At 43.3% G+C, this 25733-nt stretch carries 21 protein-coding genes and 1 pseudogene; 21 read left to right on the plus strand and 1 reads right to left on the minus strand.

The window, feature by feature from the left end; all coding sequences use genetic code 11:
• The first annotated feature begins 8 nt into the window (after positions 1 to 8).
• The 18 genes from HMPREF0240_RS19475 to HMPREF0240_RS25110 all read left to right on the plus strand — a co-directional run bounded on the left by HMPREF0240_RS19475 (position 9) and on the right by HMPREF0240_RS25110 (position 19807).
• On the plus strand, positions 9 to 1493 hold the full coding sequence (locus HMPREF0240_RS19475; protein WP_009005122.1) for a sugar ABC transporter ATP-binding protein: 1485 nt from the start codon (positions 9 to 11) through the stop codon (positions 1491 to 1493).
• A 12-nt stretch (positions 1494 to 1505) separates the two neighbouring features.
• Complete coding sequence (locus HMPREF0240_RS19480) at positions 1506 to 2528, plus strand: ABC transporter permease (RefSeq protein WP_009005123.1); 1023 nt, start codon at positions 1506 to 1508, stop codon at positions 2526 to 2528.
• Positions 2528 to 3526, plus strand: coding sequence for an ABC transporter permease (locus HMPREF0240_RS19485; RefSeq protein WP_009005124.1), 999 nt, complete (start codon positions 2528 to 2530; stop codon positions 3524 to 3526). Before HMPREF0240_RS19480 ends, HMPREF0240_RS19485 begins: the two co-directional genes overlap by 1 nt.
• 15 nt (positions 3527 to 3541) lie before the next feature.
• A complete protein-coding gene (locus tag HMPREF0240_RS19490) occupies positions 3542 to 3889 on the plus strand; it encodes an L-rhamnose mutarotase (protein ID WP_009005125.1) in 348 nt (115 codons plus the stop codon).
• Between the two features lie 17 nt (positions 3890 to 3906).
• On the plus strand, positions 3907 to 4491 hold the full coding sequence (locus HMPREF0240_RS19495; RefSeq protein WP_009005126.1) for an RpiB/LacA/LacB family sugar-phosphate isomerase: 585 nt from the start codon (positions 3907 to 3909) through the stop codon (positions 4489 to 4491).
• A gap of 605 nt (positions 4492 to 5096) precedes the next feature.
• Positions 5097 to 6299, plus strand: a complete 1203-nt coding sequence (locus HMPREF0240_RS19500) for an ATP-binding protein (protein WP_242833364.1) — start codon at positions 5097 to 5099, stop codon at positions 6297 to 6299.
• Between the two features lie 189 nt (positions 6300 to 6488).
• Positions 6489 to 7808 (plus strand): ABC transporter substrate-binding protein, encoded by a 1320-nt coding sequence (locus tag HMPREF0240_RS19505; protein ID WP_035314270.1) that lies wholly within the window; start codon positions 6489 to 6491, stop codon positions 7806 to 7808.
• 26 nt (positions 7809 to 7834) lie between these two features.
• Entirely contained in the window at positions 7835 to 8704 is an 870-nt protein-coding gene (locus tag HMPREF0240_RS19510; RefSeq protein ID WP_009005130.1) for a sugar ABC transporter permease, read from the plus strand.
• Between the two features lie 21 nt (positions 8705 to 8725).
• Positions 8726 to 9565 carry a carbohydrate ABC transporter permease gene (locus HMPREF0240_RS19515; RefSeq protein ID WP_009005131.1) on the plus strand — a complete coding sequence of 280 codons (840 nt, stop codon included), beginning with the start codon at positions 8726 to 8728 and terminating at the stop codon, positions 9563 to 9565.
• 53 nt (positions 9566 to 9618) lie between these two features.
• Positions 9619 to 10932 carry an alpha-galactosidase gene (melA, locus tag HMPREF0240_RS19520; RefSeq protein ID WP_009005132.1) on the plus strand — a complete coding sequence of 438 codons (1314 nt, stop codon included), beginning with the start codon at positions 9619 to 9621 and terminating at the stop codon, positions 10930 to 10932.
• 19 nt (positions 10933 to 10951) lie between these two features.
• Positions 10952 to 12076 carry a uroporphyrinogen decarboxylase family protein gene (locus HMPREF0240_RS19525; protein WP_009005133.1) on the plus strand — a complete coding sequence of 375 codons (1125 nt, stop codon included), beginning with the start codon at positions 10952 to 10954 and terminating at the stop codon, positions 12074 to 12076.
• 87 nt (positions 12077 to 12163) lie between these two features.
• A complete protein-coding gene (locus HMPREF0240_RS19530; RefSeq protein ID WP_009005134.1) occupies positions 12164 to 13960 on the plus strand; it encodes a histidine kinase in 1797 nt (598 codons plus the stop codon).
• Entirely contained in the window at positions 13957 to 15402 is a 1446-nt protein-coding gene (locus HMPREF0240_RS19535; RefSeq protein WP_009005135.1) for a response regulator, read from the plus strand. The genes HMPREF0240_RS19530 and HMPREF0240_RS19535 overlap by 4 nt, the downstream gene beginning before the upstream one ends.
• A gap of 221 nt (positions 15403 to 15623) precedes the next feature.
• A complete protein-coding gene (locus tag HMPREF0240_RS19540; RefSeq protein ID WP_009005136.1) occupies positions 15624 to 17705 on the plus strand; it encodes an AAA family ATPase in 2082 nt (693 codons plus the stop codon).
• Positions 17706 to 17864: 159 nt separating this feature from the next.
• Complete coding sequence (locus HMPREF0240_RS23590) at positions 17865 to 18335, plus strand: response regulator (RefSeq protein WP_050794579.1); 471 nt, start codon at positions 17865 to 17867, stop codon at positions 18333 to 18335.
• Between the two features lie 212 nt (positions 18336 to 18547).
• Entirely contained in the window at positions 18548 to 18868 is a 321-nt protein-coding gene (locus HMPREF0240_RS19550; protein ID WP_009005137.1) for a hypothetical protein, read from the plus strand.
• A gap of 254 nt (positions 18869 to 19122) precedes the next feature.
• Positions 19123 to 19524, plus strand: coding sequence for a DUF1186 domain-containing protein (locus HMPREF0240_RS25105; protein ID WP_347462635.1), 402 nt, complete (start codon positions 19123 to 19125; stop codon positions 19522 to 19524).
• A 40-nt stretch (positions 19525 to 19564) separates the two neighbouring features.
• Positions 19565 to 19807 carry a hypothetical protein gene (locus HMPREF0240_RS25110; RefSeq protein ID WP_009005139.1) on the plus strand — a complete coding sequence of 81 codons (243 nt, stop codon included), beginning with the start codon at positions 19565 to 19567 and terminating at the stop codon, positions 19805 to 19807.
• Positions 19808 to 20136: 329 nt separating this feature from the next.
• Here HMPREF0240_RS25110 and HMPREF0240_RS25115 read toward each other — a convergent pair.
• Positions 20137 to 20229: pseudogene (locus HMPREF0240_RS25115) on the minus strand (putative holin-like toxin); the annotation flags it as partial.
• Positions 20230 to 20585: 356 nt separating this feature from the next.
• Between HMPREF0240_RS25115 and HMPREF0240_RS19565 the strand changes: the two are divergent.
• From HMPREF0240_RS19565 to HMPREF0240_RS19575, 3 genes are all read left to right on the plus strand, one after another.
• Positions 20586 to 22202, plus strand: a complete 1617-nt coding sequence (locus HMPREF0240_RS19565) for an ADP-ribosylglycohydrolase family protein (RefSeq protein ID WP_009005140.1) — start codon at positions 20586 to 20588, stop codon at positions 22200 to 22202.
• Between the two features lie 132 nt (positions 22203 to 22334).
• Positions 22335 to 23912, plus strand: a complete 1578-nt coding sequence (locus tag HMPREF0240_RS19570) for a response regulator (protein ID WP_009005141.1) — start codon at positions 22335 to 22337, stop codon at positions 23910 to 23912.
• A gap of 3 nt (positions 23913 to 23915) precedes the next feature.
• Positions 23916 to 25706, plus strand: a complete 1791-nt coding sequence (locus HMPREF0240_RS19575) for a histidine kinase (protein WP_009005142.1) — start codon at positions 23916 to 23918, stop codon at positions 25704 to 25706.
• Positions 25707 to 25733 lie beyond the last annotated feature (27 nt).

Raw genomic sequence — 25733 nt, forward strand, 5'->3', positions numbered from 1 at the left:
GGACGTATATGTCAGAGTGTTTGTTAAAGGCAGAACATATTCAGATATCATTCGGAAATGTTCATGCACTCAAAGATGTTTCATTGGAAATCGTTCCTGGAGAAATTCATTGTCTGGCAGGTGAAAACGGCTGCGGAAAATCAACACTCATTAAAATCATTTCAGGAGTACACCAGCGCAACGGAGGCACCATCGAATTTGACGGGAAAAAACTGGAAAAGATTACACCGATTGATGCAATCAATATGGGAATTCAGGTTATTTATCAGGATTTCTCTTTATTCCCTAATTTGACAGTTGCAGAAAACCTGGCATTAAATTCAGAATTAGCATCAGGCAAGAAAACAATCAGCTGGAAGAATGTAAGGAAAATTGCGGAAGAAGCAATTAAAAAAATCAATATGGATATTGATTTAGATGAAAAAGTAAGCAGGTTATCTGTTGCCCAAAAACAGATGGTAGCAATCAGCAGAGCGCTCATGTTCAATGCAAAATTAATTATTATGGACGAACCAACTACTGCACTGACTAAAAAAGAAGTAGATGCACTTTTCAAAATCATATTAAAACTGAAAGAACAAGGGATTGCAATTCTCTTTATCAGCCATAAATTGAACGAAGTATTTGAAATATCAGATCGGTTTACTATTTTTAGAAATGGTGAAATGGTGGCAACCGGAAGCACCGGCGAATTAGATGATAAGAAATTCACGTATTATATGACAGGACGTGAATTTGCAGATAAAACTTTTATTCCTGAAAAAGTAACAGATACCCCGATTTTTGAATTAAGGAATCTTTCTCTGGAAGGTTCATTCGAAAATATTAATCTTTCTTTGCGGGGCGGCGAAATCCTGGGAATTACGGGTCTTCTGGATTCAGGGCGTACAGAACTTGCGCTGTCAATGTTTGGGCTGAAGCCTGCTACATCGGGGGAGATCATACGAAATGGTAAACCTGTGAAAATTACAAATCCAAGAGAGGCCATTGCCAGCAAAATAGGTTATGTACCAGAAGACCGCCTGTCAGAAGGATTATTTTTACAGAGATCTATTGGAGACAACATTATTATTTCCGAGATAGATTCATTAAAAAAGAAAAATGGCCAGTTTGATTTGAAAAAGAGAGATGAAGAAGTAGACCGGTGGGTAAAGGAATTCGAAATAAAAACTAAGAATCCTGAGAATCCCGCAACCACCTTATCAGGCGGAAATCAGCAGCGTATTGTTTTAGCAAAATGGCTGGCATGTAATCCGGACGTATTGATCTTGAATGGTCCGACAGTCGGTGTTGATATCGGTTCGAAACATGATATTCATGCAATCCTGCAGCGATTAGCCCAAAAAGGCCTGGGGGTTATTATTATCTCTGATGATCTTCCGGAAGTAATACAGAACTGTTCACGCCTTTTAGTCATCAAAGAAGGTTCTATAGTTGCCGAATATGATACTCAGCAGGTAAAAGAGCAGATGATTATTGATGCAATGATGTAAGGAGACAGGCGAATGAATAAAAAATTAAAATCGACTTTTAAATCAAATGAAATATATATATTTCTTATTATAATTGCGTTGGGAATACTGGTGCAGATTCGCTCGGGACAGTTTTTTACCGGAAATAATATGGTGGATTTGTTAAGTGCCATGATTGTACCCGGAATGTTTGCCGTGGCGGAATTCTTAGCGATCATTGCCGGAGGCATTGATGTATCTTTTCCGGCATTGGCTTCCCTGTCTGCATATGCATCCACCAGGATTTTACTGGATCAGAATTATGACGGCAATGTGATTCTGGCTTTTGTGATTGCAATGGCGATCGGCGCTCTGTTAGGTGCTGTAAATGGTTTTTTGATTGGTTATCTGAACCTGAATGCCATGATAGTGACACTCGGTACTTCCAGTGTATTCCAGGGATTCATGCAGGGGGCACTGCGGGCGAAACAATTATCTGTTATACCATCGGGGATGAAGGAATTTGGTACAAATTCGTTTATTACGGCAACGAATAAAACGAATAACCTTACCTCTATCCTGCCCTACACTTTTATTATTCTATTGATTGTTTGTGCAGTCATGTTCTTTATACTGCGGTATACTATTTTTGGCCGGGGAATCTATGCGATTGGGGGCAATCCAGTCAGCGCCCATACGGTAGGATTCAATGTAAAAAGAACAAAATTTTTCATGTATATTATCATAGGCATGATTGCGGCAGCAGGCGGTATCTGCCGTGTATGTATGATGCAGCAGATGCATCCGACCAACATGCTCGGGATGGAAATGAATATTATCGCAGGTGTGGTGCTTGGTGGTGTTGCACTGACAGGCGGGGCAGGAACACTGATTGGGTGTATACTGGGTACATTTTTGATTATTCTGGTTCAGAACTCAATGATTCTTCTGGGTGTGCCGACGACATGGAGTAACGTATTCGTTGGAATTGTAATTGTTGTAGGCGTGGCTTTAAGTGCATACCAGTCCATCAGGACAGAAAAAACAAAAAAGAAACTGGTAAAGGAGGCAGCATAATGGACAGAGTAAAGAGTTTTTATTCAAAAAACCGGGAAGTGAGCCGTCTCATTATTATTATGATTGCATGGCTGGTGTTTATGCTGCTGACACAGGCCGGAAAGTTTTTTACAGGAGCAAATTTCCTGACGATGGCGGGCCAGTTTCCTGAGTATGGTCTGATGGCTTTAGGAGGCATGCTCTGCATGATGACCGGCGGAATTGATTTATCAGTAGTTGGAACAGCCAACATGACAACGATTATAAGTGTTTATGTGATGAACTGGATTTTTGGTGTGGATGGAACAATGCCAGCAGGCTTTTCTGTCGTAATATTTTTGATTGCAGTTCTCACAGGGTGTGTGGTAGGAGCTTTTAATGGTTTTCTGATTTCAGAATTAAAGGTGCCGCCGATTTTGGCCACTTTAGGAGTAAATCAGCTGATTACTGGTTTGTGTATTGTTATTACGGGCGGTTCAGCGGTATCTTCTTTCCCGAAACAATTTTGTGATATTTTTTCATCGAACCTGTTTGGAGTTATTCCTGTGCGTGTCATTGTTTTCATACTGGTGGCTGTTATTATCTGGTTTATGCTGGAAAGAAGCACCTATGGAACAAAATTGAGACTATATGGATCAAGCGCGCATGTAGCTGAGTTTTCGGGAATAAACACGAAAAAGCTGGTTTTTAAAACTTATATGACATCGTCTGTTTGTGCCTCCATAGGAGGTCTGATGATGCTCAGTACATATGCATCTGCAAGAGCAGATTATGGAAGTAATTATACGATGCAGTCAATTTTGCTGATCGTGTTGGGTGGTGTCAGTCCAAATGGTGGGAAAGGCAGATTATCTGGTGTGGTTGCGGCAATTATACTTTTAAAATTTATTGAATCAGGTATTAACCGTTTCAGAAGTGTTTCAACATATTATGTAACGCTTATCTGGGGCGCGGTTTTAATCCTGGCACTTGTAATAGACTATTTTAGTGCACGTCCTAAAAAAGTAAAAGTAAAATAACATTGGAGAACAAATATGAGCAGAAAAGTATTTGGGCAGATTGGCAGGCTGAAAAAAGAAAAAGTAGAGGAGTATAGAAAACTGCATATGGATGATGTATATACACCGCATTGGGAAGGGGTACTGCGCATGATTCATGACTGCAATATACGGAACTACAGAATCTTTATGAAAGAAGATTTAGTTTTTGGATATTTTGAATATGTTGGAGACGACTATGAAGCAGATATGGCAAAGATGGATGCCGATGCAGTAACCCGGCAGTGGTGGAAACTCACGCGTCCTTGCTTTACAGAATATTCAGCTGCAAGTAAGGAAGCATTTTATGAGGACATGGATCAGATTTTTAATTATGCAGGATAGAAAGTAGAGGCGATTTAATGAAAACAATTAAAGATAAACAGATTCTTGTTGGAGCGGATTTTGCAGGATTTCCATTAAAGGAGGCCGTTGTTGCCCATCTGAGGGAATATGGATGGACAGTGACAGATGTTGGGGTTCAGTCAGAGGAAGACAGCAGTACAGAATTAATGTTTCACAGAATAGGGCTTCGCGTTGGTTCTATGATATCTGAAGGAGAATTCGAGCGTGCATTGATTTTTTGCGGTACTGGTATGGGGATCCATATTGCGGCAAGTAAGTGTCCGGGGGTATTTTCCGGTGTGGTGGAAAGCGTACCGGCAGCACTTCGTGCAATTACAGGAAATGGAGTAAATGTACTGGCGATGGGAGCCTTCTATGTAGCTCCAAAGATGGGATGTGATATTGCAGACGCGTATCTGAGTAATAATCTGGGGGATGGGTATGAGTGGTGGCCCAACTTTTATGAATTCCATAAGCTTGCGTGTGATGAACTGGACAGCTTTGATTATAACAGCTATAAGGAAAGTGGCTTTAAACTGGAGCATTTGGGAGATTATCCATTAGAGCTGATGCAGGATCCCGGGCTTTTCGGCTGCAGGTAGAAATATATTTTATTATAAAAGGCGCTGCTGCAGACGGAACATTTTTATAACATTACACAAGTACCCGAAGCAATAAAAGGGGCCTTATAGATAAAAATAGTAAAGAAAAAAGGGATATGCTCCCTTTCAGGCAGACAAGTGAAATAATAAAAACTTGCTGCCTGGAAGGGAGCATATTTTGTTTCATAGAAAATTATGTCTTACGAAATAATAAGCCCTCCCGGCGGGGCCAGCCTGTTTCTGGATGCTGCATGCGGACACCTTTGGATGGCCCGGGAGAATATTGCCCGGGCGCTGGCTGTTAAAGATAAGGGTGAGGTATACACCATGGAAATGGGAAAAGATTTGCCAAAATGATGCTATATAATAACCCGGCCAAGTTGTTCCGGTTGTAGTTATGGATAGAAAGCAAAAGATTTGTGCATACTTAAAACTAAGACAGAAGTGCGAAATCGAATTAAATACAATTAAATCTATGAATAATATGAAAATAGATTTAAATATATTTTATTATATAATGTATTAGGCATACAGATTTAAATATAATTAAAACTATATTGCTCTTGTAATAAAAAAATGTTATACTCAATACAGAGGAGATGAAGATGATGGTAAAAAGGGAATTATATCTGAAGCGCATCCGGCCTTTCTTCGATTCGGAGATGGTCAAAGTGCTGACAGGAATCCGCCGCTGTGGAAAGTCTACAATCATGCGGCAGATTATCGAAGAGTTGGAAGAAAAAGGAATTCCTAAGGATCGAATTATTTATATTAACTTTGAAGATTACAAATACCGAAATCTTGGTAACCCGGATCATCTGTATGAGTATGTTGAACAGCAGATAAAAGATGATCATAAGTATTATCTTTTTTTTGACGAGATACAAAATGTCAGGGAATTTGAACTTGTGATCAATTCTTTCCGCTCAACCCATAATACAAGTATATTTATCACCGGCTCTAACTCCAGATTATTATCCGGCGAACTGGCAACGCATCTGGCAGGAAGAACATTATCCTTCCGGGTCATGCCTTTTAACTTCCGGGAATATTGTGAATTTCAGAGTCAGCAGGGAAGCGAAAAGGGGAAAGAGGAACTGCTCACGGAATATATGAAATGGGGAGGGATGCCCCTGGTCTGTATGGCCAAAGAGGAAGAAAGCAAGGAAGTGGTGCTGTCCAATATATATGACTCCGTAGTATTAAAAGATATTGTGATGAGAAATAAGATTGCATCGCCGGCAGCACTTGAAAAGGTACTGGAGTATCTGATTGCTAACTCATCCCTTACCGTGTCCGGAAAGAAAATAGCAGCATTTCTGAATGATGAAAAACAGCTGGTATCTGTGCCGACGGTCTATGACTATGTTAAATATATTATAGATGCATGTATCTGCGATAAAGTGCCCCGGTATGATATCCGTGGGAAAAGAGTACTGGCTTTTGAGGAAAAAGTTTATGTATGTGACCTGGGATTTTTTCAAATCAGAAAAAACAGAGTGAAAGATGAGTATAATTATATTGTGGAGACACTCTGCTATAATGAGCTCATTTCCAGAGGGTATAAGGTATATATAGGTAAAACATATAAAGGCGAAGTGGATTTTATCGCACAGAAGGGTGAAGAAAAGTTCTATATACAGGCGGCGTATATGCTGTCCGGCGAAAAGACCATAGAGAGAGAATTTGGAGCATATGATGCAATAGAAGATAATTATCCGAAATATGTGATATCCATGGACCGACTGCAGGTTGGCAGAGATGGGATTATCCACAAGAATTTAATTGATTTCCTGTGTGGAGAATAAAGAGTGTAAAAGAGCTGGTTTTTTGAGACCGGCTCTTTTTGTATCCCCAGAGCGTGTAAAAAAACACCCCTAAAGTATAAAAAACGGCTCCTTTGTGCTAAATTAAACGTGTATATAATAAGTTCAGGATATCCAAAGAAGTAGCTTATATAGCAGTGGAAAAGTGAAAAATACGTGGGAGGGTTTATTATGAAAAGAAGAATGAAAAAATTAGCGGCGTTTGGATTGGCTATAACTATGACAGCCGGATTACTGGCTGGCTGCGGCAATGCACAAAGCGACGGTGATAAAGCAGAATCCAAAGATTCGGATAAGGCGGCAAAAGGAGACAAAACGCTGGAGGTAGAGGTGATTTACACCGGAGAGCCACTGGATCAGTTCCGCGAAGTTTTGGATGGTTTTACAGCAGAGACAGGAATTGAGATTGAATTGGTTACACCGGGATCTGATTATGAAGCTGTTATGAAAACAAGAATGGCATCAGGAGAAATGCCGGATGTTTTTGTGACACACGGGTGGTCCATTGCAAGATATAAAGAATACCTTACGGCTTTAAACGATGAAGAGTGGTATGACAGAATTGATGATCCTGTTCTGCCGATTATTTCGGATGATGATGAAAATATTTATGTACTGCCTGTTACGCAGGTAACAAATGGTATTGTATATAATAAGACGGTACTTGAAAAGGCAGGAGTGAATGTGGGTGATATCCGTACCATGGATGATTTTAAGGCGGCCTGCGAAAAGATAAAGGCTTCCGGTACTACACCAATTTTTGTTGGTGGAAAAGACACCTGGACTGCAGCAGTACTTTACAATGCAATGGCACCTGCATTTTATACCACGGAAGGATGTAAATATCCATCCGGCGACGAGCTTAAAGACGGAAGCTTTGACTGGGATACAAAGGGAAGCTGCGTTCTGGAAGAGATCGCGGATATGGTACAGGCCGGATATTTTAATAAAGATCTTGTTACCGCAGATAATTCAGCGACCCTTACAGCCCTGGGTGAAGATGCCTGTGGATTTAGTACAGAAGTTGAGATTGTGAAGGTATTAAATGTAGCACCCGATGCTCAGCTTGGCATTATGCCGATTCCATGTACGACAGAGGAAGGAAAATCTCAGTATATGATCGGTGAAGGAAGCTGCTTTGGAATCTGGAAAGATACCAAAAATATGGATGAAGCAAAACTGTTCTTAAATTACCTTTCCACACCGGAAGTGGCGGACAAGATTATGGCCCTGGACGGGGGACTGCCTGCACTTAAAGACATGGATACGGAAAATGTAAGCTACAAGGCATTCTCAGAGAGCCAGGAAATCTTTGACGGTGATATATTCTACGACAACCTGTTTGACAGAGAATATTTTCCAAGTGGAATGTTTAATGCAGATGCGGATGCAGTCATAGAGGTATTTATGGATCCATCTGAAAAAGGAGTAAGTGCCGGGCTGGAGCATTTAAAGAATACGTTCCAGGATAAATACGTGGCAGCAGAATAACCGGTAGTGAAAGAGAGGAAGGCAATATGAGGAAACGAGCAGTAAAAATGAGTTGTTTTTACATACCGGCTATTTGTCTGATCTTGTTTTTTGTAGTAAGGCCATTTTGTGAGACTGTATACGTATCCTTGTGTAAGTGGAATGGTTATTCGCCGCAAAAACTCTTTATAGGATTTGAAAATTACATGGAAATGTTTTCGGACAAGCGGCTCCTGACAGCATTTATCAATACACTCATATACGGTCTGGTGTCCACTGTGTTTCAGAACGTAATCGGGCTGGGAGCTGCGCTGTTTGTCAACTCCCGCTTTAAGGGGAACAACCTGGTTCGGGTGGTGATCTATATGCCCATTATGATATCAAGCCTGATTATGGGTTACATCATGTATTTCTTTTTGACCTATGACAATGGGGTGCTCAACGATATTCTTGGGGCATTTGGTATGGGGGCAGTGGACTGGCTGGCGGACGGAAAGAATGGAGTGCTGTTTATTACCCTGATTAACACCTGGCAATATGCAGGATACTGCATGATTATATATCTTTCCGGACTTCAGAATATTTCAAAGGTATACATAGAGGCGGCACAAATTGATGGGGCAGGATGTTTTGCACGTTTTCGTTACATTACCCTGCCTATGCTGATCCCGGCTATCACAAGTGCGGTCATGATAGACCTGGTTGGGGGACTCAAAATTTTTGACGGAATCATTTCCCTGACAAATGGCGGACCTAATTACAGCACACATTCTATGATGACGTATTTGAACAGCCAGTATTTTCTTTCGGAAAAAGCCGGTTATGCATCTGCTATAGGTATTACCACCTTTATTATGATTATGGCGGTCTCTCTGTTCAGTAATCGCTACTTTGAGAGAAAAAGTATAGATATGTAAAGAAAGCGGGGCGGTGAACAGATGAAAAAAGCAACATTAAAACAACGGGTAAAACAAAACTGGTGGAAGTATCTGATAGCAGTATGCATACTGGTCGTGTATTTACTGCCGATTTATGTGGTAGTAGTTACATCCTTAAAGCCTGTGACAGATCACACTTCCAGGCTGCTTCCACCGACGGAGATATATTGGGAAAATTATGTAAGAGCATTTCAAAACAGCAATATATTGAATGCCATTAAAAATTCCTTCATTATTACAGTGGGAACAGTACTGATTGTAGTAGTGGCAGGGTGCCTTGCGGCTTATCCTATGGCAAGGCACAGAAACAGGCTCAGCAAATCAATGAAGACCTTTGTACTGGGTGTGATGATGGTACCGGGAATGTCTATGGTTGTGGGAATTTATTCCACCCTTGTTTCCATCCACGCTATTTCCACCTATTGGGGAATTATTGCTGTCAGTGCGGCGTTTGGACTGCCGATGTCTATTTACATGTATTGCAACTTTATCAGGGCGATCCCGATATCTTTGGATGAAGCAGCCTATATGGACGGTGCAGGAGTCCTGAGAACCTTTTTTCAGATCATCCTTCCGCAGCTAAAGCCGGTGACAGCTTCAGTCGTGCTGATGCAGGCAGTTTCAACCTGGAATGAATATGGCTATTCTCTTTATATTCTGCAGAAGAAGGAAATGTATAATGTGACCCTGACCGTAAAGCAGTTTTTCGGGGAACAGATGAAGGACTTAAACGGGGCCGCCGCCTGTGCGGTGATTGCCATTGTTCCGGTGATTATTGTGTATCTGTTTTTACAGAAATACTTTGTCCAGGGAACGATGGACAGCGCGGTAAAGGGCTGATAAAAACGCCGCCGTTCTATTATAAGAAGAAACAATACAAGGAGTAAATTAAGATGAAGAAAATTGCATTTATAGGCGCAGGCAGCGTTGTTTTTACCAGAAGCCTGGTGCGGGACCTGATGACGTTTCCGGCATTTCAGGATGCCACGATTGCCCTGATGGATATTGATGAAGAAAAACTGATGTATGCCGCGAAATCTGTGGAGAAAATTATTGAATCAGGGAACTACCCGGCAAAAGTGATTTCTACCCAAAGCCGGATTGAGGCTCTTAAGGATGCGGATGGCGTTGTGAGCACGATCAATGTAGGAGACATTCATGTATGGGCGAATGACATGGAGATTCCAAAGAAATACGGTGTGGATATCAATGTAGGAGACACCAGAGGACCGGCCGGAATCTTCCGGGCGATGCGGACCCTGCCGGTGATGCTTGATATCTGTAAGGATATCGAAAACTACTGTCCGGGTGCAATATTTTTGAACTATACCAACCCCATGGCTATGCTGTGCAGGGGGATGCAGAGCGAAACAAAGGTGAATGTGACGGGGCTCTGCCACAGTGTCCAGGGGACGGCAGAAATGCTGGCAAGGTGGATTGGAGCCGATATGGAGGATATCACCTATACCTGTGCCGGCATCAATCATCAGGCCTTTTATCTGGATTATAAATGGAAGGGGCAGGATGCCTATCCGCTGATTAAGAAGGCGGCAGAAGAGCATTATCAGGAGGAGATTGTGCGGAACGAGATGCTCCGCCACCTGGGCTACTATGTGACAGAGTCCAGCGGACATGCCTCTGAATATGTGGCATGGTTCCGCAAGCGTCCGGATCTTATTGAAAAATATTGTACTCATGGCACCGGCTGGAACCCCGGGCACTATTTTATGGTGAAAACCGAGTATGAAAAAAGAGAAAATACCTGGAAGAAGGAATTCCTGGAGTGGGCTGACAATGCAGTGAATCTGAAACGTGGAAATGAGTATGCAGCACATATATTCAATGCAATGTTTGGAGATGGTACGATGTATAAATTCAACGGGAATGTGAGAAATTTTGGCTTAATTGACGATCTGCCAGAGGGCTGCTGTGTGGAGGTGCCGGTGCTTGCATCCAAAGGTACGCTGGAGCCGATTCACGTTGGTCCGCTGCCTCCTCATCTGGCACTTTTAAATAATGTTAGCGCAAGGATCGAGGAGCTGGCTGTGGAAGGAGCCATTACCGGCGATCCCCGGAAGATTTATCAGGCCTGCTATTTTGACCCATTGACATCAGCAGTTTTAAGTCTTGCAGAAATCAAATCCATGGTGAGGGAAATGTTTGAGGCAAATAAAGAATATCTGCCGCAATTCAAATATTATGAATAAATAATGAGGAGATTTAAGTATGACATTTCGTGAAAACGTACTGGCAATATTGCATTACCAGAAATTTGAACACTTCCCGGTAGTTTCATTTGGATATTGGGAAGAAACCCTGGACAAGTGGGCACAGAAAGGCCATATTACCCAGGAGGAGGCAGACGGATACCGGAGGGAGGGGGATAATTCCCCCGCAGACAATTCAGTTATGAAGCGGTTAGGCTTTGATTTTAACTGGAATTCCTGTCCTGGCACAAAAAATCAGCTGTTTCCGGCTTTTGAAAAAAAGCTTCTGGAAGAAAAGCCGGACGGCAGCAGGATTGTAAGGGATGAGCAGGGCCTGATTGTTTTGGAAAAACCCAATATTATTTCGATTTCAGCAGAAATCGGAACATCGCTTATGGACCGGCAGGCCTGGGAAGAGCTCTATCTGCCAAAACTTCAGTGGAAGGAGACGCGCGTGGACAGCGCATTTTTCAAAAACCTTCCTTCCCGGGACAGCAGGGAAATCCCTATTGGCCTGCACTGCGGCTCCCTGATTGGATATATGAGAAATCTGCTGGGTGTAGAGCAGTTAAGCTATCTGTATGTGGATGATGAGGATTTATATGTAGAGATCATTGACACCATTGCAGAACTGGGTTATAAATGTCTGGAGGAGGTTCTAAAGACAGGTGCAAAATTTGATTATGCCCATTTCTGGGAGGACATCTGTTTTAAGAACGGCCCATTGATTGCGCCAACCGTCTTTGAGGAATATGTGGGTCCTCATTATAAAAAGTATACGGCATTGCTTAAACAGCATGATATTGATATCGTTTCTGTGGACTGTGATGGCTGTATCGACCGGCTGCTCCCTGTCTGGCTTGAAAATGGTGTGAATACCATGTTCCCCATTGAGGTGGGCACCTGGAATGCCAGCATTGCTCCATGGCGGGAACAGTATGGCAGAGAACTACGCGGTGTGGGCGGTATGAACAAGACTGTTTTCGCCCGCGATTACAAGGCGGTCGACGAAGAAATAGAGAGATTAAAACCGCTGATTGAGCTGGGGGGATATATCCCATGCCCCGATCATAGAATTGCTCCCGATGCCAAATTCGAGGTAGTTCAATATTACTGCGAGAAAATGCAGAAACTGAAATTATAAATAAAGGCCGCTGCAAGGGGGGCAAAGGGGTCAGACCCCTTTGCGCTCCATTTTCTGAATATTCTGAAAAAATGAAAGGAGGGCAAAATGAAAAAAAATTCTCTGAAATCATCTTTGTATGGAGCATTTGCAAGTTCTGTGCTTATGCCTTTCATTGTCATCAGTCTCATTCTACTGAGCTTTTTCAATCACCAGCTCCTGAACAGCTATAATACAAACAACCGGATTATTCTTCAGACCCTTACGAACCAACTGGGCAGTTCTATGCAGAATGCGGAGCATTTTTTTCTGCAATACCTGGTTGATACCAATATTGCAAGGTTTTATCAATATGTTAACCACAATGAAATTGATGTGTCCCAGGAGAACTTATATGAGTATATCAGATATTCAGTCAAGTACAGAAGTGCATTGAATGAGTATCTGACAGTTTCGGATTCTAATCACAGGGGCATTGGATTTTTGCCGGAAAAAACGAACAGGGGAAATTTCTTTTATCTGAATAAGTATGGCGGGACAATCCTGCGGTATGAGAAAGAAGCAGATATGCTGTATGAGAAACTGGAAAAACTGGCATCGGGGGAAGTGATATTTCTTACCGGCAGTCTTATGAAAGGATGTCCGGACTATCATGAGGAGCAGCCTGTGTTCACCATGCTGTGCCCGGTGAACCAGCTGGAAACGGCATCCCGGCAGGGATATGTGTTTACGGAATTGTCCCAAACGGTATTTTCAGATTTGAGCAAAAAGGTTACGCTGCCTGACGGCGCAGGAATGGTCGTTTATTTTCCGGATGGGACTCCTGCTTTTGCCACTGAAGAACGTTTTGTTACTGCACAGGACAACGCGGATGACACAGAGGAGTTTATGGGACGGAAGATACAGATAGAAGGAAAAACACATTATCTGTACCATATGCAGGAAGAAAAATATGGGTTTGGCATTGATTATATACTGCCTCAGAGCACCATATTCCGGGAGGCCAACAGAACCTCCTTTGTGATCCTGCTGTTCTGGTTTTGTGCTATGGCTGCGGCATTTTTCATTTTTATGAATTTGAGCCGCCGGATATCGGTTTCTACAGAAAGAATTGTCTCGTATATCCAGAAGTATCGTCTGGGAGACCGGGAGAGCAACGGATACATGCTTCCAATCCCTATTGAGGAGTTTTCGGAAATATCTCTGGCAATGACAGAGATGACAGAGCGGATCACGGATCTGGTACAGCACGAGTATATCTGGAAAATGAATCAGCAGATGGCAGAATATAAGGCTATGCAGGCTGAAATTAATCCCCACTTTTTTTATAATGTAATGAATTCTCTTCAGGCGCTGAATCGGATAGGAGATACGAAGAATCTGGAAAAGGGAATTTTAAATCTTTCCAGAATGTTTCGTTATACCTGTGAGCCCGGATATGATTCCAGTATTCAGAAGGAGTGCCAGTTTATTGAGAGCTATCTCATGCTGGAAAAAGTCCGGTTTGAAGAACGGCTGTACTATGACATTCAAGTGGAGGAGGGGCTTTGGGACTTCTCTATTCCCAAGCTCTTACTTCAGCCTCTGATTGAAAATGCGATGCTGCATGGAATGCCGAAGGATGGAAATTCCTTAAGCATTTTGCTTGAGGTCTGTCAGATAGAAAGCAAAAACGGAGAAGCCTTCGTATGGATTAAAGTGGCAAATGACGGTATTCCATATAAGGAGAAGGATATCAGCACCAAAGACCGGGTGGGAATTACAAGTGTGCGGGATCGGCTTTTCATCACATATCCAGACTCCTTTTTCTGGTACGAAAGAAAAGGGCGGTTCCAGACGGTATGCAACCTGCTGATTGCAAAAGAAGAAAAGTTATCCCTGGGGGAAAGAGAGGATAAATTATGAATATCTTAATAACAGACGATGAGAGGCTGGTACGGATTAGTTTACTGTCCATGCTGGAGGAGCTGTATCCAGGTGTCCATCACATTTCACAGGCCAGAGATGGGGAAGAGATGATTCATATGGTGGAAAAAGATTTTTACGATATGGTTTTTGTGGATATCAATATGCCGAAAATTAATGGGCTGGATGCCCTGGAGATATGCCGTGGTAAGTCGCCGGAAACTCAGTGGTGCATTCTGACCGGATATGCAGAGTTTGAATATGCAAAGCGGTCTATTAGACTTGGTGTTAAGGAATATCTGCTGAAGCCTCTGGACATTGACCAATTGAAGGAGCTGATGGAAAATATGATAAAAGAAAAGCTGAGAAAGCTTCAGAATCTAAATCAGATCTTTGAAAACAGTGTGAGCCAGGCGTTTGCCCTTGCAGATATGGCAGGGGGAATAAAGCAGATGCAGCCCGTACAAAAGGATGGGGTTTACAGTATTTATGTATTCTTTCTGGATACAGATGAAAATAAAAAACGCCAGGAACTGTATGCAAAGCTGTACGAAAATCTATCCAGTTATCTGAAGAAGAACATAGAGGGAAGGGACCGCTATGCATTGTTCTTTCTGCAGACAAGTGAGCTTTGCCTGATCGTAGAGGGAAAAAAATATATGAGGCTTCATTCCTATCTGCGCCACCATACGGATGTGTTTGATATGAATACAAGAGTAGCAGCTGTCTGGGCGGCGGCAAAGGATTTTAAGGAATTGTATATGAATAAGCAGATTATACTGGCACTGTCAGGTGTCCGTATTCTGGAGGAAAATTATAAGACCATCTCATTACAGGAGTTAAATGAACAGAAGGACCTGATGGAAAAGAGGTTTTTATGTGAAAAGATAGAAATGCTTACAGCCAGCTATATGACGGGGAACTATGGACTGGCAAACGAATTGCTTCAGGAAATGGAGCATGAAGACGGTTTGAAAAAAAGTTTTGAAAAAATAGACAGTCACCCACTGAGGGCGTATTTGTCTGTGATTTGGAAAAGCAGCTTTGAAGGGGAAGAATACACAGATCTGCTTGGGCAGTTCCAAAAGCTCCTGCAAAATGCTATGTGGGAGCACAATTCTGGAAATCAGGATATCATTCAGCAAATTAAGGAGTATGTTACATCTAATTATATGAATGATGTGACCATTGCGGAAATGGGGAATCGATTTGATATAAGTCCATCCTATATCAGCCGGATTTTCCGTCAAAAGACGGGGGAGAAATATATTGATTTTGTAACGGCAGTCCGAATGAAAAAGGCCATGGAGCTTTTTCGGAACACCCCGTCTCTATCTGTAAAAGAGGTGGCAGAACGGGTGGGGTATATTAGTGAAAAGCATTTTTCGAAGACCTTTAAAAAACATTTTGACTGCCTGCCCTCGCAGGTGGCAAAGGAATAGGCAGTTAACCTATCAGCAATATTGATTAAAGCAAGTCTGGCGGCTCAAGTATGATGAAAAAAGGGAATGATTATAAATGTTCAAATAATGAAATGGTGGTTCATAAATATTTCTACTTGGTAAAAATAAAAGTTTCATATTGAAAATAAAGTTGCAGAATGAAAGCAACCATGCTATACTTGAAACAACAAACAGAACATACGTTTTGAGGAGGCGATTATATGGCGAAGACAGAATTCCACGAACGGCTGACGGCATTACGGACAGGCAGCAGCCTGACACAGACACAGATGGCGGAGCTGCTGGGAATATCCAGATCCACCTATGCCAACTATGAAGTGGGGAAACGCACCCCGGATTTGAAGATGCTGATCAAGATTGCCGATGTGTTTACCTGCTCGCTGGATGAACTTGTGGGCCGGAATACCCCGATGCCATATATAGGGAACAATTGTCCGGCGGCAGTTCGTGAAACGGTATCCGGTTATCTTCCGTCAATGGGGCGCGAATCAATGCCCGGTTATCCATCCCTGGTCCGGGAATCCGAGTCTGGCAATTACGCAGAACTGCAGACAGAGAGGCCGAAACGACCGAATTCCTTAGAAAGGCGCAGGAGCCGCAGAGAGAAAAAGGGACTTGGAAAAGGACTGGCAATCGGTGAGCAGGACTTCCGCAAATTACGTGAGCTGGGCGGCTATTATGTAGACAAGACCATGCTGGTGGAACAATTTTTGGATTCTTATGAAACTGTAGTTCTGATCACCCGGCCGAGGAGGTTCGGAAAAACACTGAACATGTCTATGATGGCAGAATTTCTGGACTGTACAAAGGACGCAGAAAAGATCTTCGAAGGAACAGCGATTGCACAGACAGAGACCTGGGAAGACAGAAATCAATATCCGGTGGTGTATTTATCCTTTTTAAATGTGAAAGGGGATGTGGAAAAAGGCTTTTGGGGATGGCTCGTAAATGTGCTGCTGGCAGAGTACGAAAGATACCGGTTCGCATGGGAAAGTGAGCGGGTGTCCGAAGCATGCCGAAAAAGTGTGGAACAATTGCTGGAGGTTCTGTGGGAAATAAAAAGTGGAGATATACAGAAAAAGTATGATATCACCGAAGCTGTCCAGCTGCTTTGTCAGGTGTTGGAAGAGTACTATGAGCAGAAAGTATTCCTGCTGATTGACGAGTACGACACTCCGTTTATTGCTGCAAATGTGAGTGGTTATTATGAGGAAGTAAGAGGTGTTCTTGCTCAATTACTGTCTTCTGCACTGAAAGGAAATGCCTTTCTTGATAAAGCATTTTTGACAGGAATCCAGCGTGTGGCAAAGGAAAATATCTTTTCCGGCCTAAACAACCTGCTGGTCAGCACTGTCAATGATGCAGAGTATGCTCAATATTTTGGATTCACAGAGGAAGAGACAGAAGCGCTTTTGAATTATTATAATCTGGAATTGACAGATGAGGTCAGGCGGATGTACGATGGCTACCACATCGGCAATGTGGATCTGTATAATCCCTGGTCGATCTGTATGTATGCATTTCGGAAGCGCATGGATCCCTATTGGGTAAACACCAGTGAAAACAGCATGATCCGCAATGCCATGGACCGGTGCGGAGAGGACTTTCGGGAAGGTTATGAGCAGTTGATTGAGATGGGAACTGTGACAACAAAGGTGGAACTGGAAAGTTCCTTTTACGAACAGGCAAGTACGGCATCACTCTGGGGATTGTTGATCAATGCCGGAATGGTGACAGTGAAAGAAAAAACGGATAGAGGGATGAGCAGAATTCAAATTCCGAATCATGAGGTAGGCCGGGCATTCGAGGATTTGACCGCACATCATCTGGGAGTATCGGGAGGCAGCCTGTCACAACTGGGAGATATGCTTTGTCTGGAAAAACTGGAAGGATTCGCAGATGCATACCGCCGCATTTTACTGGAACTGCCGTCCTATCATGATCTCAAGGATGAGAACAGCTATCATATGATGGTGCTGGGAATGTGTTCCTGTCTGTATGGTGAGTATGAGATCAAGAGTAACAGGGAGAGCGGCAAGGGAAGAGGCGACCTTATCCTGAAAAATCTGACCGGGAAGTATACTCATTTCATACTGGAATTCAAATATACAAAAGTAAAGACGCAGAATCTGACCCTCCTTGCGGAGGAAGCGATCCGGCAGGTGAAAGAGAAAAAGTATGGTGTGGGGCTGCAGGGGAAGATCTGCTACATCGGACTGGCACATCGGGGAAAAGAAGCGGAAGTGGTTTGGGAAGAAGTGGAAGAGGCTGCGGCTTATTGACAGATAGATGAACAGTGATGGGAAAGATATTGAAACAAATATTGACAAGCGAAAGGAAATAAGGTATAGCAACGGAAACAAATAAATAACAACTTACTCCTACATAAGTATACAAAATTTATGTAGGAGAATTTACAGTTGAGTGGGGGATGAGCGGACATGAATATCTTAATGGTCGATGACGAGGCAACTGCAATTCAGATTTTACAAAAAGCAGTAAATTGGGAAAAGATTGGGATACAAAAGGTCTATACTGCGAATAGTGCGATGGAGGCACAGGAAATCCTCACGATCAAAAAAATAGACATTACCCTTTGCGATATTGAGATGCCCAAAGAGAGCGGATTAGATCTGATTAAATGGATACAGGGGCTGCACCCTGAGATTATTAATATCATCCTTACCGGTTTTCCCGAATTTAACTATGCCCGGAGCGCGATATCGCTGGGGGTTTACCAATATTTGCTGAAGCCCGTATCTTTTCAGGAGCTGGAAGAAGTTGTGCAGAGTGCAGTACATAAAATTGAACAGGAACGTGTCTGGGCGGGCCAGAACAAAAAAGCGGTGTGCATGGAGGATGCAACCGCTATAGAGAAGGTAAAAAAATATCTCGAAGAGCATTATAAATGAAACAATTACCCGAAAAAATCTCGAAGAGCTGGTGCATTTAAGCAGCGATCATCTGAACAGAGAATTTAAGAAAAATACCGGGTATACCATTATGGGATATATTCAGTATTATCGGATATTGGTTGCCAAGGATCTGTTAACGCGGACGGATAAATCAATTATGGAAATCAGTATAGAGACAGGCTTTGAATCTCCATGGTTCATTATGGGGGATGTATTACTATGGATATGACGGGGAACATGCGCAGGAAGGTATTGCATTTTCAAAAGACCTGTATCACTGGGATAAGGTGAAAATGCCAATTCTGAAATATGGAAATGCAGGTGAGATTGACGAATTGCATGCCCATAAACCGTGTGTGATAGAAAAGGATGGGAATCTGTATCACTTTTATTGTGCAGTCAGAGAGGGCAGGGAGAGTGATAAGGCTGTAAATGCAGATCCTACCCGGGAGCAGGGGGCAGGTAAAACAGAATACCGCTGTATATCTGTCGTGGTAAATCAGGCACAATTGCAGAATATTCCAAAATGAAAAAATCTCCAAAATGGGAAATTGTGAACGGCTATTCAGAGGCTTGCTGGAAAAACAAAGATTTTCTTTGAACGATAAATGGGTTGATAAAGTAAACTCTGTTATAATATATACAGTCATAGAGAAAGAAATCTGCTGTTCGACCATTATCGTACGCCGGAGATGAATAGGCCCATAACAAGACAAAGGAGTGAAGTAAAATTGGAAGAATTAGTACAAAAAGCAATACAGGATATTACCTACAGAAGCAGTAAATTCCCAGAAGAGCATTCCGTATTATAAGTGAAAACAAAGACGTTGCAGTTCCCTGCCTGATCGATGCAATAAAGAAAGCCGTTTCAGAGGGAGATGACCTAGATGAAAACTATCAGCTGCATTTTTATGCACTGCATCTGCTGGGGGAATTTCAGGACAGAGAATGTTTTCCTAAAATTATGCAACTGATATCTCTTCCAGGTGATACTTTGGATTATCTGATTGGAGATGCAATTACATCAAGCCTGCAGGATATTCTTTATAATACATATAATGGAGATCTGGAAATTCAGAAAAAGACTGTTAATATTCCGGATATCGATGATTTTGTCAGAGGCGGAGTGCTGAAAGTAATGGGGCAGTTATATTTGGAACAGAATCTATCTGGAGGATTTTTTTGATTCCGAGAGCATAGAGATCGATAAGCTGGTTTATCTGGCATTGAATTATCGGCCGCATCCAATATGGAGTCCGGAGCCTGAGGAAGTTGCTGAAAAAAGAAATAGGGTTTATTTATTCGAGGCTTTTTCAAAATTTAAAGAAAAAACAGGAAAGGAAAATATACGGACATTCCGGGAGTACGATGAAAAATATTCAATACATTATTGGTGTGGAGAGTGGTTTGATGTGCTCCTGACGTTATTAAAGAAGGCTGGAGAGGATAATGCCTATAAAGAAGTCTAAGCGTGCCGCAGGAAAATGAAATAGCAGTTGAGGCAGAAGAGGATAAAGTTGAATACATATATAAGTTTGTTGAATTGAATGTACCAGCGAAATGAAGGGATCGCCGCAAGCCGTTCACAAGGCTAAAGCTTGTTCCCTGGTGCTGGCTGGGGTATGAACAGCAGCCTAATAGTTGGATATAGAAGACGTGTAATAAAATCTTCCTTTATATTCAAAGAAATTATGCTATAATAAAAGCAGAAATAGGAGCAACCGCCCACAAAGTGGTTAGCCTCTAGTTGACGAAATGCCTACCTAAGACGGCCAAGTACAAAGGTAGGCATTTTTTGTTTTCGCTTGTTATTCCTATCAATGTAGGCAAGCAGTGCAATGAGAAAAGTACCGCCCAAAAACAACAGGCTAAGAACTTCATAAGTATTCATACGCACCACCTCCCCTCTTCTGTTAAGTATGGGAGGCTGCTACTCTGTACACGATTGCTCCGTAAATAAATGGTACTATAGTAATGGTAATAATACAATCGCGTAATAATTGCATGAATCACGCTGCCCCTATTTACGGCAGCCTTTTTTGAATAACATAATAAATATCAAATTCCATTCCATTGTCCTTTCTACTGGTATTCTTCCTAACAGGTTCTGGGAATATCTTCTCCCCGATCTTTCTCCTGGGTTATCTATCGTTTTGACAACCATTGGTTGTCAAATTCTGCTAACTTACAAATGCTTGTAATAACCTCTCGACTTCTGTATAGTGGATGAAAAGAGGAGGTACGAAGATGCTGGCGGATAAAATAGGAAAGTTACGAAAATTAAGAAAAATTTCACAGGAAAAGATGGCGGAGATGTTCAGTGTATCCCGGCAGGCGGTACAGAAATGGGAGAATGGCACCTCTGTTCCGGATCTGGATAATCTTGTACGTATTGCGGAATATTTTGATGTATCTTTGGACTATCTGATTAATGGCAAAGACTATCAGAATACGGAGGAGATGGTACTCACCAGAAAAATAGAGCCTTCTTATTCTACAATGCATACATGGGAAAACTATTCGGCACAGCTTATGGTGGAGTACGATCAGTGCTGTGATGAGGGGAAGGATATGAAGCCTCTCAAAGGCCTTTTTGCCGAGGTAGACAGGCTGCCGGAGGGCAGAGAGAAAAAAGAGATTTCGGATGTTCTCTTCCAGATGGTCATGAAGGCACCAATGCGGGAAGGGTATTCCTACCGTGAGCCTTCCGATTATACGGGGATACGGCATCTGTGCACGCAGAACCCCGAGGCCGGTGCGGCAGCTGACGGCGGAACATCTGAAGGAAATGTGATATCAGATGACGTTCTTTACAGCAAAATAAAAGGTGCCTGGTACGGCCGGGTCTGCGGCTGTCTTCTGGGCAAGCCGATCGAAGGATTTATGTCGGATGAGATCAGACGGCTTCTTGAGGGAACCGGGAACTGGCCGATGAAGACCTACATATACCAGAAGGCGATCACAGAGGATGTCAGGAAACAGTTTGATTTCAATGTGTATGACAGGTGTTATGCAGATACACTGACCTGTGCACCGGCGGACGATGATACCAACTATGTAGTTCTGGCAAGTGAGCTTGTGGAGCGCTACGGAAGGAATTTTACCTCCAGGAACGTGGCGGAACTTTGGTTGGAGACGCAGCCCAAGTCAGCATACTGCACGGCGGAACGCGTCGCTTTCCGTAACTTTGTGAACGGGTACCTGCCGCCGGAATCTGCCATATACAAGAATCCATACAGGGAATGGATCGGGGCACAGATCCGGGGTGACTATTTTGGTTATATCAATCCTGGAAAACCCCAGGAAGCCGCGGAAATGGCATACCGGGATGCAGTGATCTCCCACGTGAAAAACGGGATTTACGGAGAAATGTTTGTGGCGGCCATGCTGGCATGGGCGGCTGTATGCCAGGATATGGAAGAAGTAATCCGGGTGGGGCTGAATGAGATCCCGGTGACTTCCAGGCTGTACGAAAGCATCATACAGGTGATCACATGGAAGCAGGAGGGAAAGACTTACGATGAAGTAATCGGTGAGATCTTCCAGATATACGATGAAAAGAATGTCCATCACTGGGATCATACGATTTCCAACGCTATGATTGTGGCGGCAGCACTGCTTTACGGGGACGGGGATTTTGCCAGATCCATCTGCTATGCGGTGCAGATCGGGTTTGACACAGACTGCAATGGTGCAACGGTAGGATCAATCGTAGGTATGATGAAAGGGTATGACCAGATACCCGAGGAGTGGGTGAAGCCGCTTCGGGACGAGCTGGACACGGACATTTTCCGCGTGGGGAAGGTTCGGCTGGAGGATATGGTAGAGCGGACAATCAAGCATATCCGGCTGGATAACAAATAAAGAATAAGACAGACAGCGCCAGGACTGATACCTTTTCGATCAGTCTGGCGTTGTTGCGCATTTTAAGGGGAAAACATAAGGGTTACAGGAGATAAAAGGAACGGGAGAGGGACACAAGGAGGAGGAATCGGGATGGCAAGTTTTATTATAGTGGATGATGAACCGCTGGCGCTGGAGAGCTTTGCAGAACTGCTGAACTGGGACCAGTACGGATATAAGCTTCTGGGGTGTGCGGCAAATGGCGAGGCGGCGCTGCAGCTGATCAAAGATAAAAAGCCGGATATCGTATTTACGGATATCCGTATGCCTATCATGGACGGCCTGGAGTTGTGCAAAAAAGTCCGGGAGAAAAATCTGGATGTGAAGATGGTGATTCTGACCGCATACCGGGATTTTGACTATGCACAGAAAGCGCTTTCCTGCGGGGTGACCGAATATCTTTTGAAAAATCAGATCGAGGAAGAGGTGGTTCTGCCGCTTCTGGAGCGTCTTTCCGGGGAGATTGAGGAGCAGCGCCGCAGACAGGGGATCAGCCAGAATCATTACTACCAGAGCCTGATGCTGAATATGCTGCCGGAAGAAGAAGCAGGTGTACAGGGGGAGTCCAGACAGTGCTGCCGCATCCTTCTGAAACGAAGGAGTCCCTATATACTGGAAGAACTGGCGGACTGCGGTACAAAAGACATCACGATCAGCCAGAAAGATATAGAAAAACTCCTGCTTCCCGATGGAGACCTGGAACTTCTGCAGATGTTCTGGCTTGATTCTACAAGCTGGGGACTTTTGGTCGGCGAAAAGGGAAAGGAATTTTTTTCACTTACAGAAAAACAGGATCAGCTTCGGGAGCTTCTGAACAGGATACAGGATTATTTCAGGGAGCAACATACGGCCCGGGTAATTGCACTTTTTGACGTGGGGATCATCAGACCGGACGTATTGAAAGCTTCTTTCCACGAGATGCAGGATTTTTCCGGATGCTGTATCTTTATGGACAGGCAGGAAATTGTGCCGTACATACAGTTTAAAAACCGCTGCTGTAATACAGACACTGGACACAGGGAACTGCGGGAGCTCATGGGGGAGGTCCGTGAGGCAGCCCAAAGGGGCAGGAAGGAAGCGCTCTGTGAATCTTTGGACAGGCTGAAAAAAGAGTATTCCACGCCTTATTCTGATTTGGGAAAATACCGGTATATATGCCGACACCTTTTTTATCATCTGGACGAGATGAGAAATGAGAATGCTCTGACCCCTTTGAAGGAGTATGTGACCCGGCAGAAAGAAGAGATTTCAAAGCTGATTACGGCAGAGCAGATCTGGCAGTGGATTGTCCATGAATTTCTGGAACTGGCATCTATGGCATCGGACACAGGAAAAAGGGTAAACAATCGGAAAATCGACCAGTCCCTTCAGTATATCCACGAACACTATCAGAAAAAGCTGACGGCCAGACAGGTAGGGGCACAGGTGGGGTTGAGTGAGGTCTATTTCAGCAATCTCTTTAAAAAAGAGCTGGGGATGACGTTTGGCGATTATCTGACAAATTACCGGATGAATGTAGCAAAATATCTGCTTGTAAATGGAGATTATAAGGTCTATGAGATTGCGGAGATGACAGGATACACGTCCCCGCAGTATTTCAGCCAGCTTTTTCAGAGAGAGACCGGATATACACCCATGGAATATATGGCACACAGAGGAGAGGCGAAGTAGGATATGAAAATAGGCAGAAAAAAATATCAGAGGCTGAGCGTGAAAGTGGTCCTGATTATTCTGGGAATTACTCTGGTGGTCAGCAATATAAGCGGGATTGTACTGTACCGCTATTTTTCCAATGTCATGATGAACCAGATGAAAAAAGATAATCAGGTGACTGTGAACCAGCTGTCTTCGGAAATCGATAATATCTATGAGGAGGCACAAAAGTACGGACAGCAGATTCTGATCAATAAGTCCGTGCAGGAATATTTCTCGGAGGATGCTCCTGACTCTGTTGTGGAGGCATTCAAGCAGAAAAATGAAATACTGGACTATATAAACCAGGTCATCATGCTTTCCGAACATATCAGCAGTATAGCTTTAGTGAAGGGCGAAGAGGAGATGATGTGGTCATATGTACCCTTTTGGGATAAAATCAGCATGGAATTGTGCCAGGAATGGTATGAGCAGATGAGCAGTGCAGCTGCGGATGCAGGCAAACCTGGTGATGACGGCCGGTATACGGTGAGCAGACCTTACACATTTTCTTATTCACGGACAGGTGGGCAGAGCGGCCAAAGCCTGATCAGTATCTGTATTCCCAGCTATTCTTCCAGACATGTGAGTGAACGCTGGGGGAGTCTGATTATTAATATAGATACCCAAACGATTGATGAGATCATACAGCGGCATAGTGCAAACTTTGATGCGCTTGGCTATTTTAACAATGACAAAGAGATGGTGTATGTGAATGACAGCACGTTGGATGAGAAAATATTTGATCAGCCCGGGACGAAAAATGACAAAGAGCGGTTTCCGCTTAAATTGCAGCAGGAAACAAAGATGGGCGGAAGTATTACAGCAGTGCTGGGCGATCCGGGCTTATTTGATTCCCAGCGCACAGACGTTCAGATTCTGCTGTTAGTGCTGCTTGGCGGTGTATTTTTAATTGCAGCCATCTTAATCCCGCTGATGCTTCGGCTGATGCATCCGGTCTCTGTGCTGACAAATGCCATGAAGAAGGTGGGAGAGGGGGATCTTGAGACGCAGGTAGATATCCATACACGGGATGAATTCGAGACACTTGGTAAGGATTTCAATCAGATGGTGGTAAGGCTGAATGCCTCCGTGCAGGCCTCGCTTCAACATGAGAAGGATAAGCACGATCTGGAATATGAAGTGCTGGTTGCCCAGATTAATCCTCACTTTATCTATAATACACTGAATACAATTATATACCTGGCTAAAAAGGAGCAGGGGGGCGATGTGGTCAAAATCACCAAAGCTTTGATCGATCTTCTGCAGGATGGAATTAAATTGTCGGACAACAAGAATTACTCAACTGTCGAGGAGGAACTGTGGATTATAGGCAATTATATCTGTATTCAGAATTACCGGTATAAGAATATGTTTAAAATGATTGTAGACTGTTCCGAGGAGCTTAAAAAAGAGCATGTCCCCACCTCTGTGATCCAGCCCCTTGTGGAAAATGCGCTTTTCCATGGGATTGTGCCCCTTGGGCATCCGGGCAGAATCTGGCTGACGCTGCGCAGGGAAGTGAGAAATGAGTCTGGGTATATACGGATCTGTGTGTCTGACGAGGGCGTTGGAGTATCGGAAGAAAAGGTGCGGGCAATTATGGACGGTAGTATGAGGCTTACGGATGTATCACGCAATCACATTGGCGTACAGAATATTATCAAACGGCTGACCCTGCTTTATGGAGACGAATATCAGCTGAGCATCAGGGCAAGAGAAGGCGGAGGTACACAGGTAGAAGTATTGATTCCACTTGGGACAAATCAATAAAAAGATGAGATAAAATAAAAAAATAAT

The sequence above is a fragment of the Clostridium sp. D5 genome, assembly GCF_000190355.1.
GTDB classification, from domain to species: Bacteria; Bacillota; Clostridia; order Lachnospirales; family Lachnospiraceae; genus Faecalicatena; species Faecalicatena fissicatena_A.

Bases quoted from the DNA above. Each gene is read 5' to 3' on its own strand.
- HMPREF0240_RS19475 (WP_009005122.1), top strand. From the start codon at position 9: ATGTCAGAGTGTTTGTTAAAGGCAGAACATATTCAGATATCATTCGGA.
- HMPREF0240_RS19480 (WP_009005123.1), top strand. From the start codon at position 1,506: ATGAATAAAAAATTAAAATCGACTTTTAAATCAAATGAAATATATATA.
- HMPREF0240_RS19485 (WP_009005124.1), top strand. From the start codon at position 2,528: ATGGACAGAGTAAAGAGTTTTTATTCAAAAAACCGGGAAGTGAGCCGT.
- HMPREF0240_RS19490 (WP_009005125.1), top strand. From the start codon at position 3,542: ATGAGCAGAAAAGTATTTGGGCAGATTGGCAGGCTGAAAAAAGAAAAA.
- HMPREF0240_RS19495 (WP_009005126.1), top strand. From the start codon at position 3,907: ATGAAAACAATTAAAGATAAACAGATTCTTGTTGGAGCGGATTTTGCA.
- HMPREF0240_RS19500 (WP_242833364.1), top strand. From the start codon at position 5,097: ATGATGGTAAAAAGGGAATTATATCTGAAGCGCATCCGGCCTTTCTTC.
- HMPREF0240_RS19505 (WP_035314270.1), top strand. From the start codon at position 6,489: ATGAAAAGAAGAATGAAAAAATTAGCGGCGTTTGGATTGGCTATAACT.
- HMPREF0240_RS19510 (WP_009005130.1), top strand. From the start codon at position 7,835: ATGAGGAAACGAGCAGTAAAAATGAGTTGTTTTTACATACCGGCTATT.
- HMPREF0240_RS19515 (WP_009005131.1), top strand. From the start codon at position 8,726: ATGAAAAAAGCAACATTAAAACAACGGGTAAAACAAAACTGGTGGAAG.
- melA (WP_009005132.1), top strand. From the start codon at position 9,619: ATGAAGAAAATTGCATTTATAGGCGCAGGCAGCGTTGTTTTTACCAGA.
- HMPREF0240_RS19525 (WP_009005133.1), top strand. From the start codon at position 10,952: ATGACATTTCGTGAAAACGTACTGGCAATATTGCATTACCAGAAATTT.
- HMPREF0240_RS19530 (WP_009005134.1), top strand. From the start codon at position 12,164: ATGAAAAAAAATTCTCTGAAATCATCTTTGTATGGAGCATTTGCAAGT.
- HMPREF0240_RS19535 (WP_009005135.1), top strand. From the start codon at position 13,957: ATGAATATCTTAATAACAGACGATGAGAGGCTGGTACGGATTAGTTTA.
- HMPREF0240_RS19540 (WP_009005136.1), top strand. From the start codon at position 15,624: ATGGCGAAGACAGAATTCCACGAACGGCTGACGGCATTACGGACAGGC.
- HMPREF0240_RS23590 (WP_050794579.1), top strand. From the start codon at position 17,865: ATGAATATCTTAATGGTCGATGACGAGGCAACTGCAATTCAGATTTTA.
- HMPREF0240_RS19550 (WP_009005137.1), top strand. From the start codon at position 18,548: ATGTATTACTATGGATATGACGGGGAACATGCGCAGGAAGGTATTGCA.
- HMPREF0240_RS19565 (WP_009005140.1), top strand. From the start codon at position 20,586: ATGCTGGCGGATAAAATAGGAAAGTTACGAAAATTAAGAAAAATTTCA.
- HMPREF0240_RS19570 (WP_009005141.1), top strand. From the start codon at position 22,335: ATGGCAAGTTTTATTATAGTGGATGATGAACCGCTGGCGCTGGAGAGC.
- HMPREF0240_RS19575 (WP_009005142.1), top strand. From the start codon at position 23,916: ATGAAAATAGGCAGAAAAAAATATCAGAGGCTGAGCGTGAAAGTGGTC.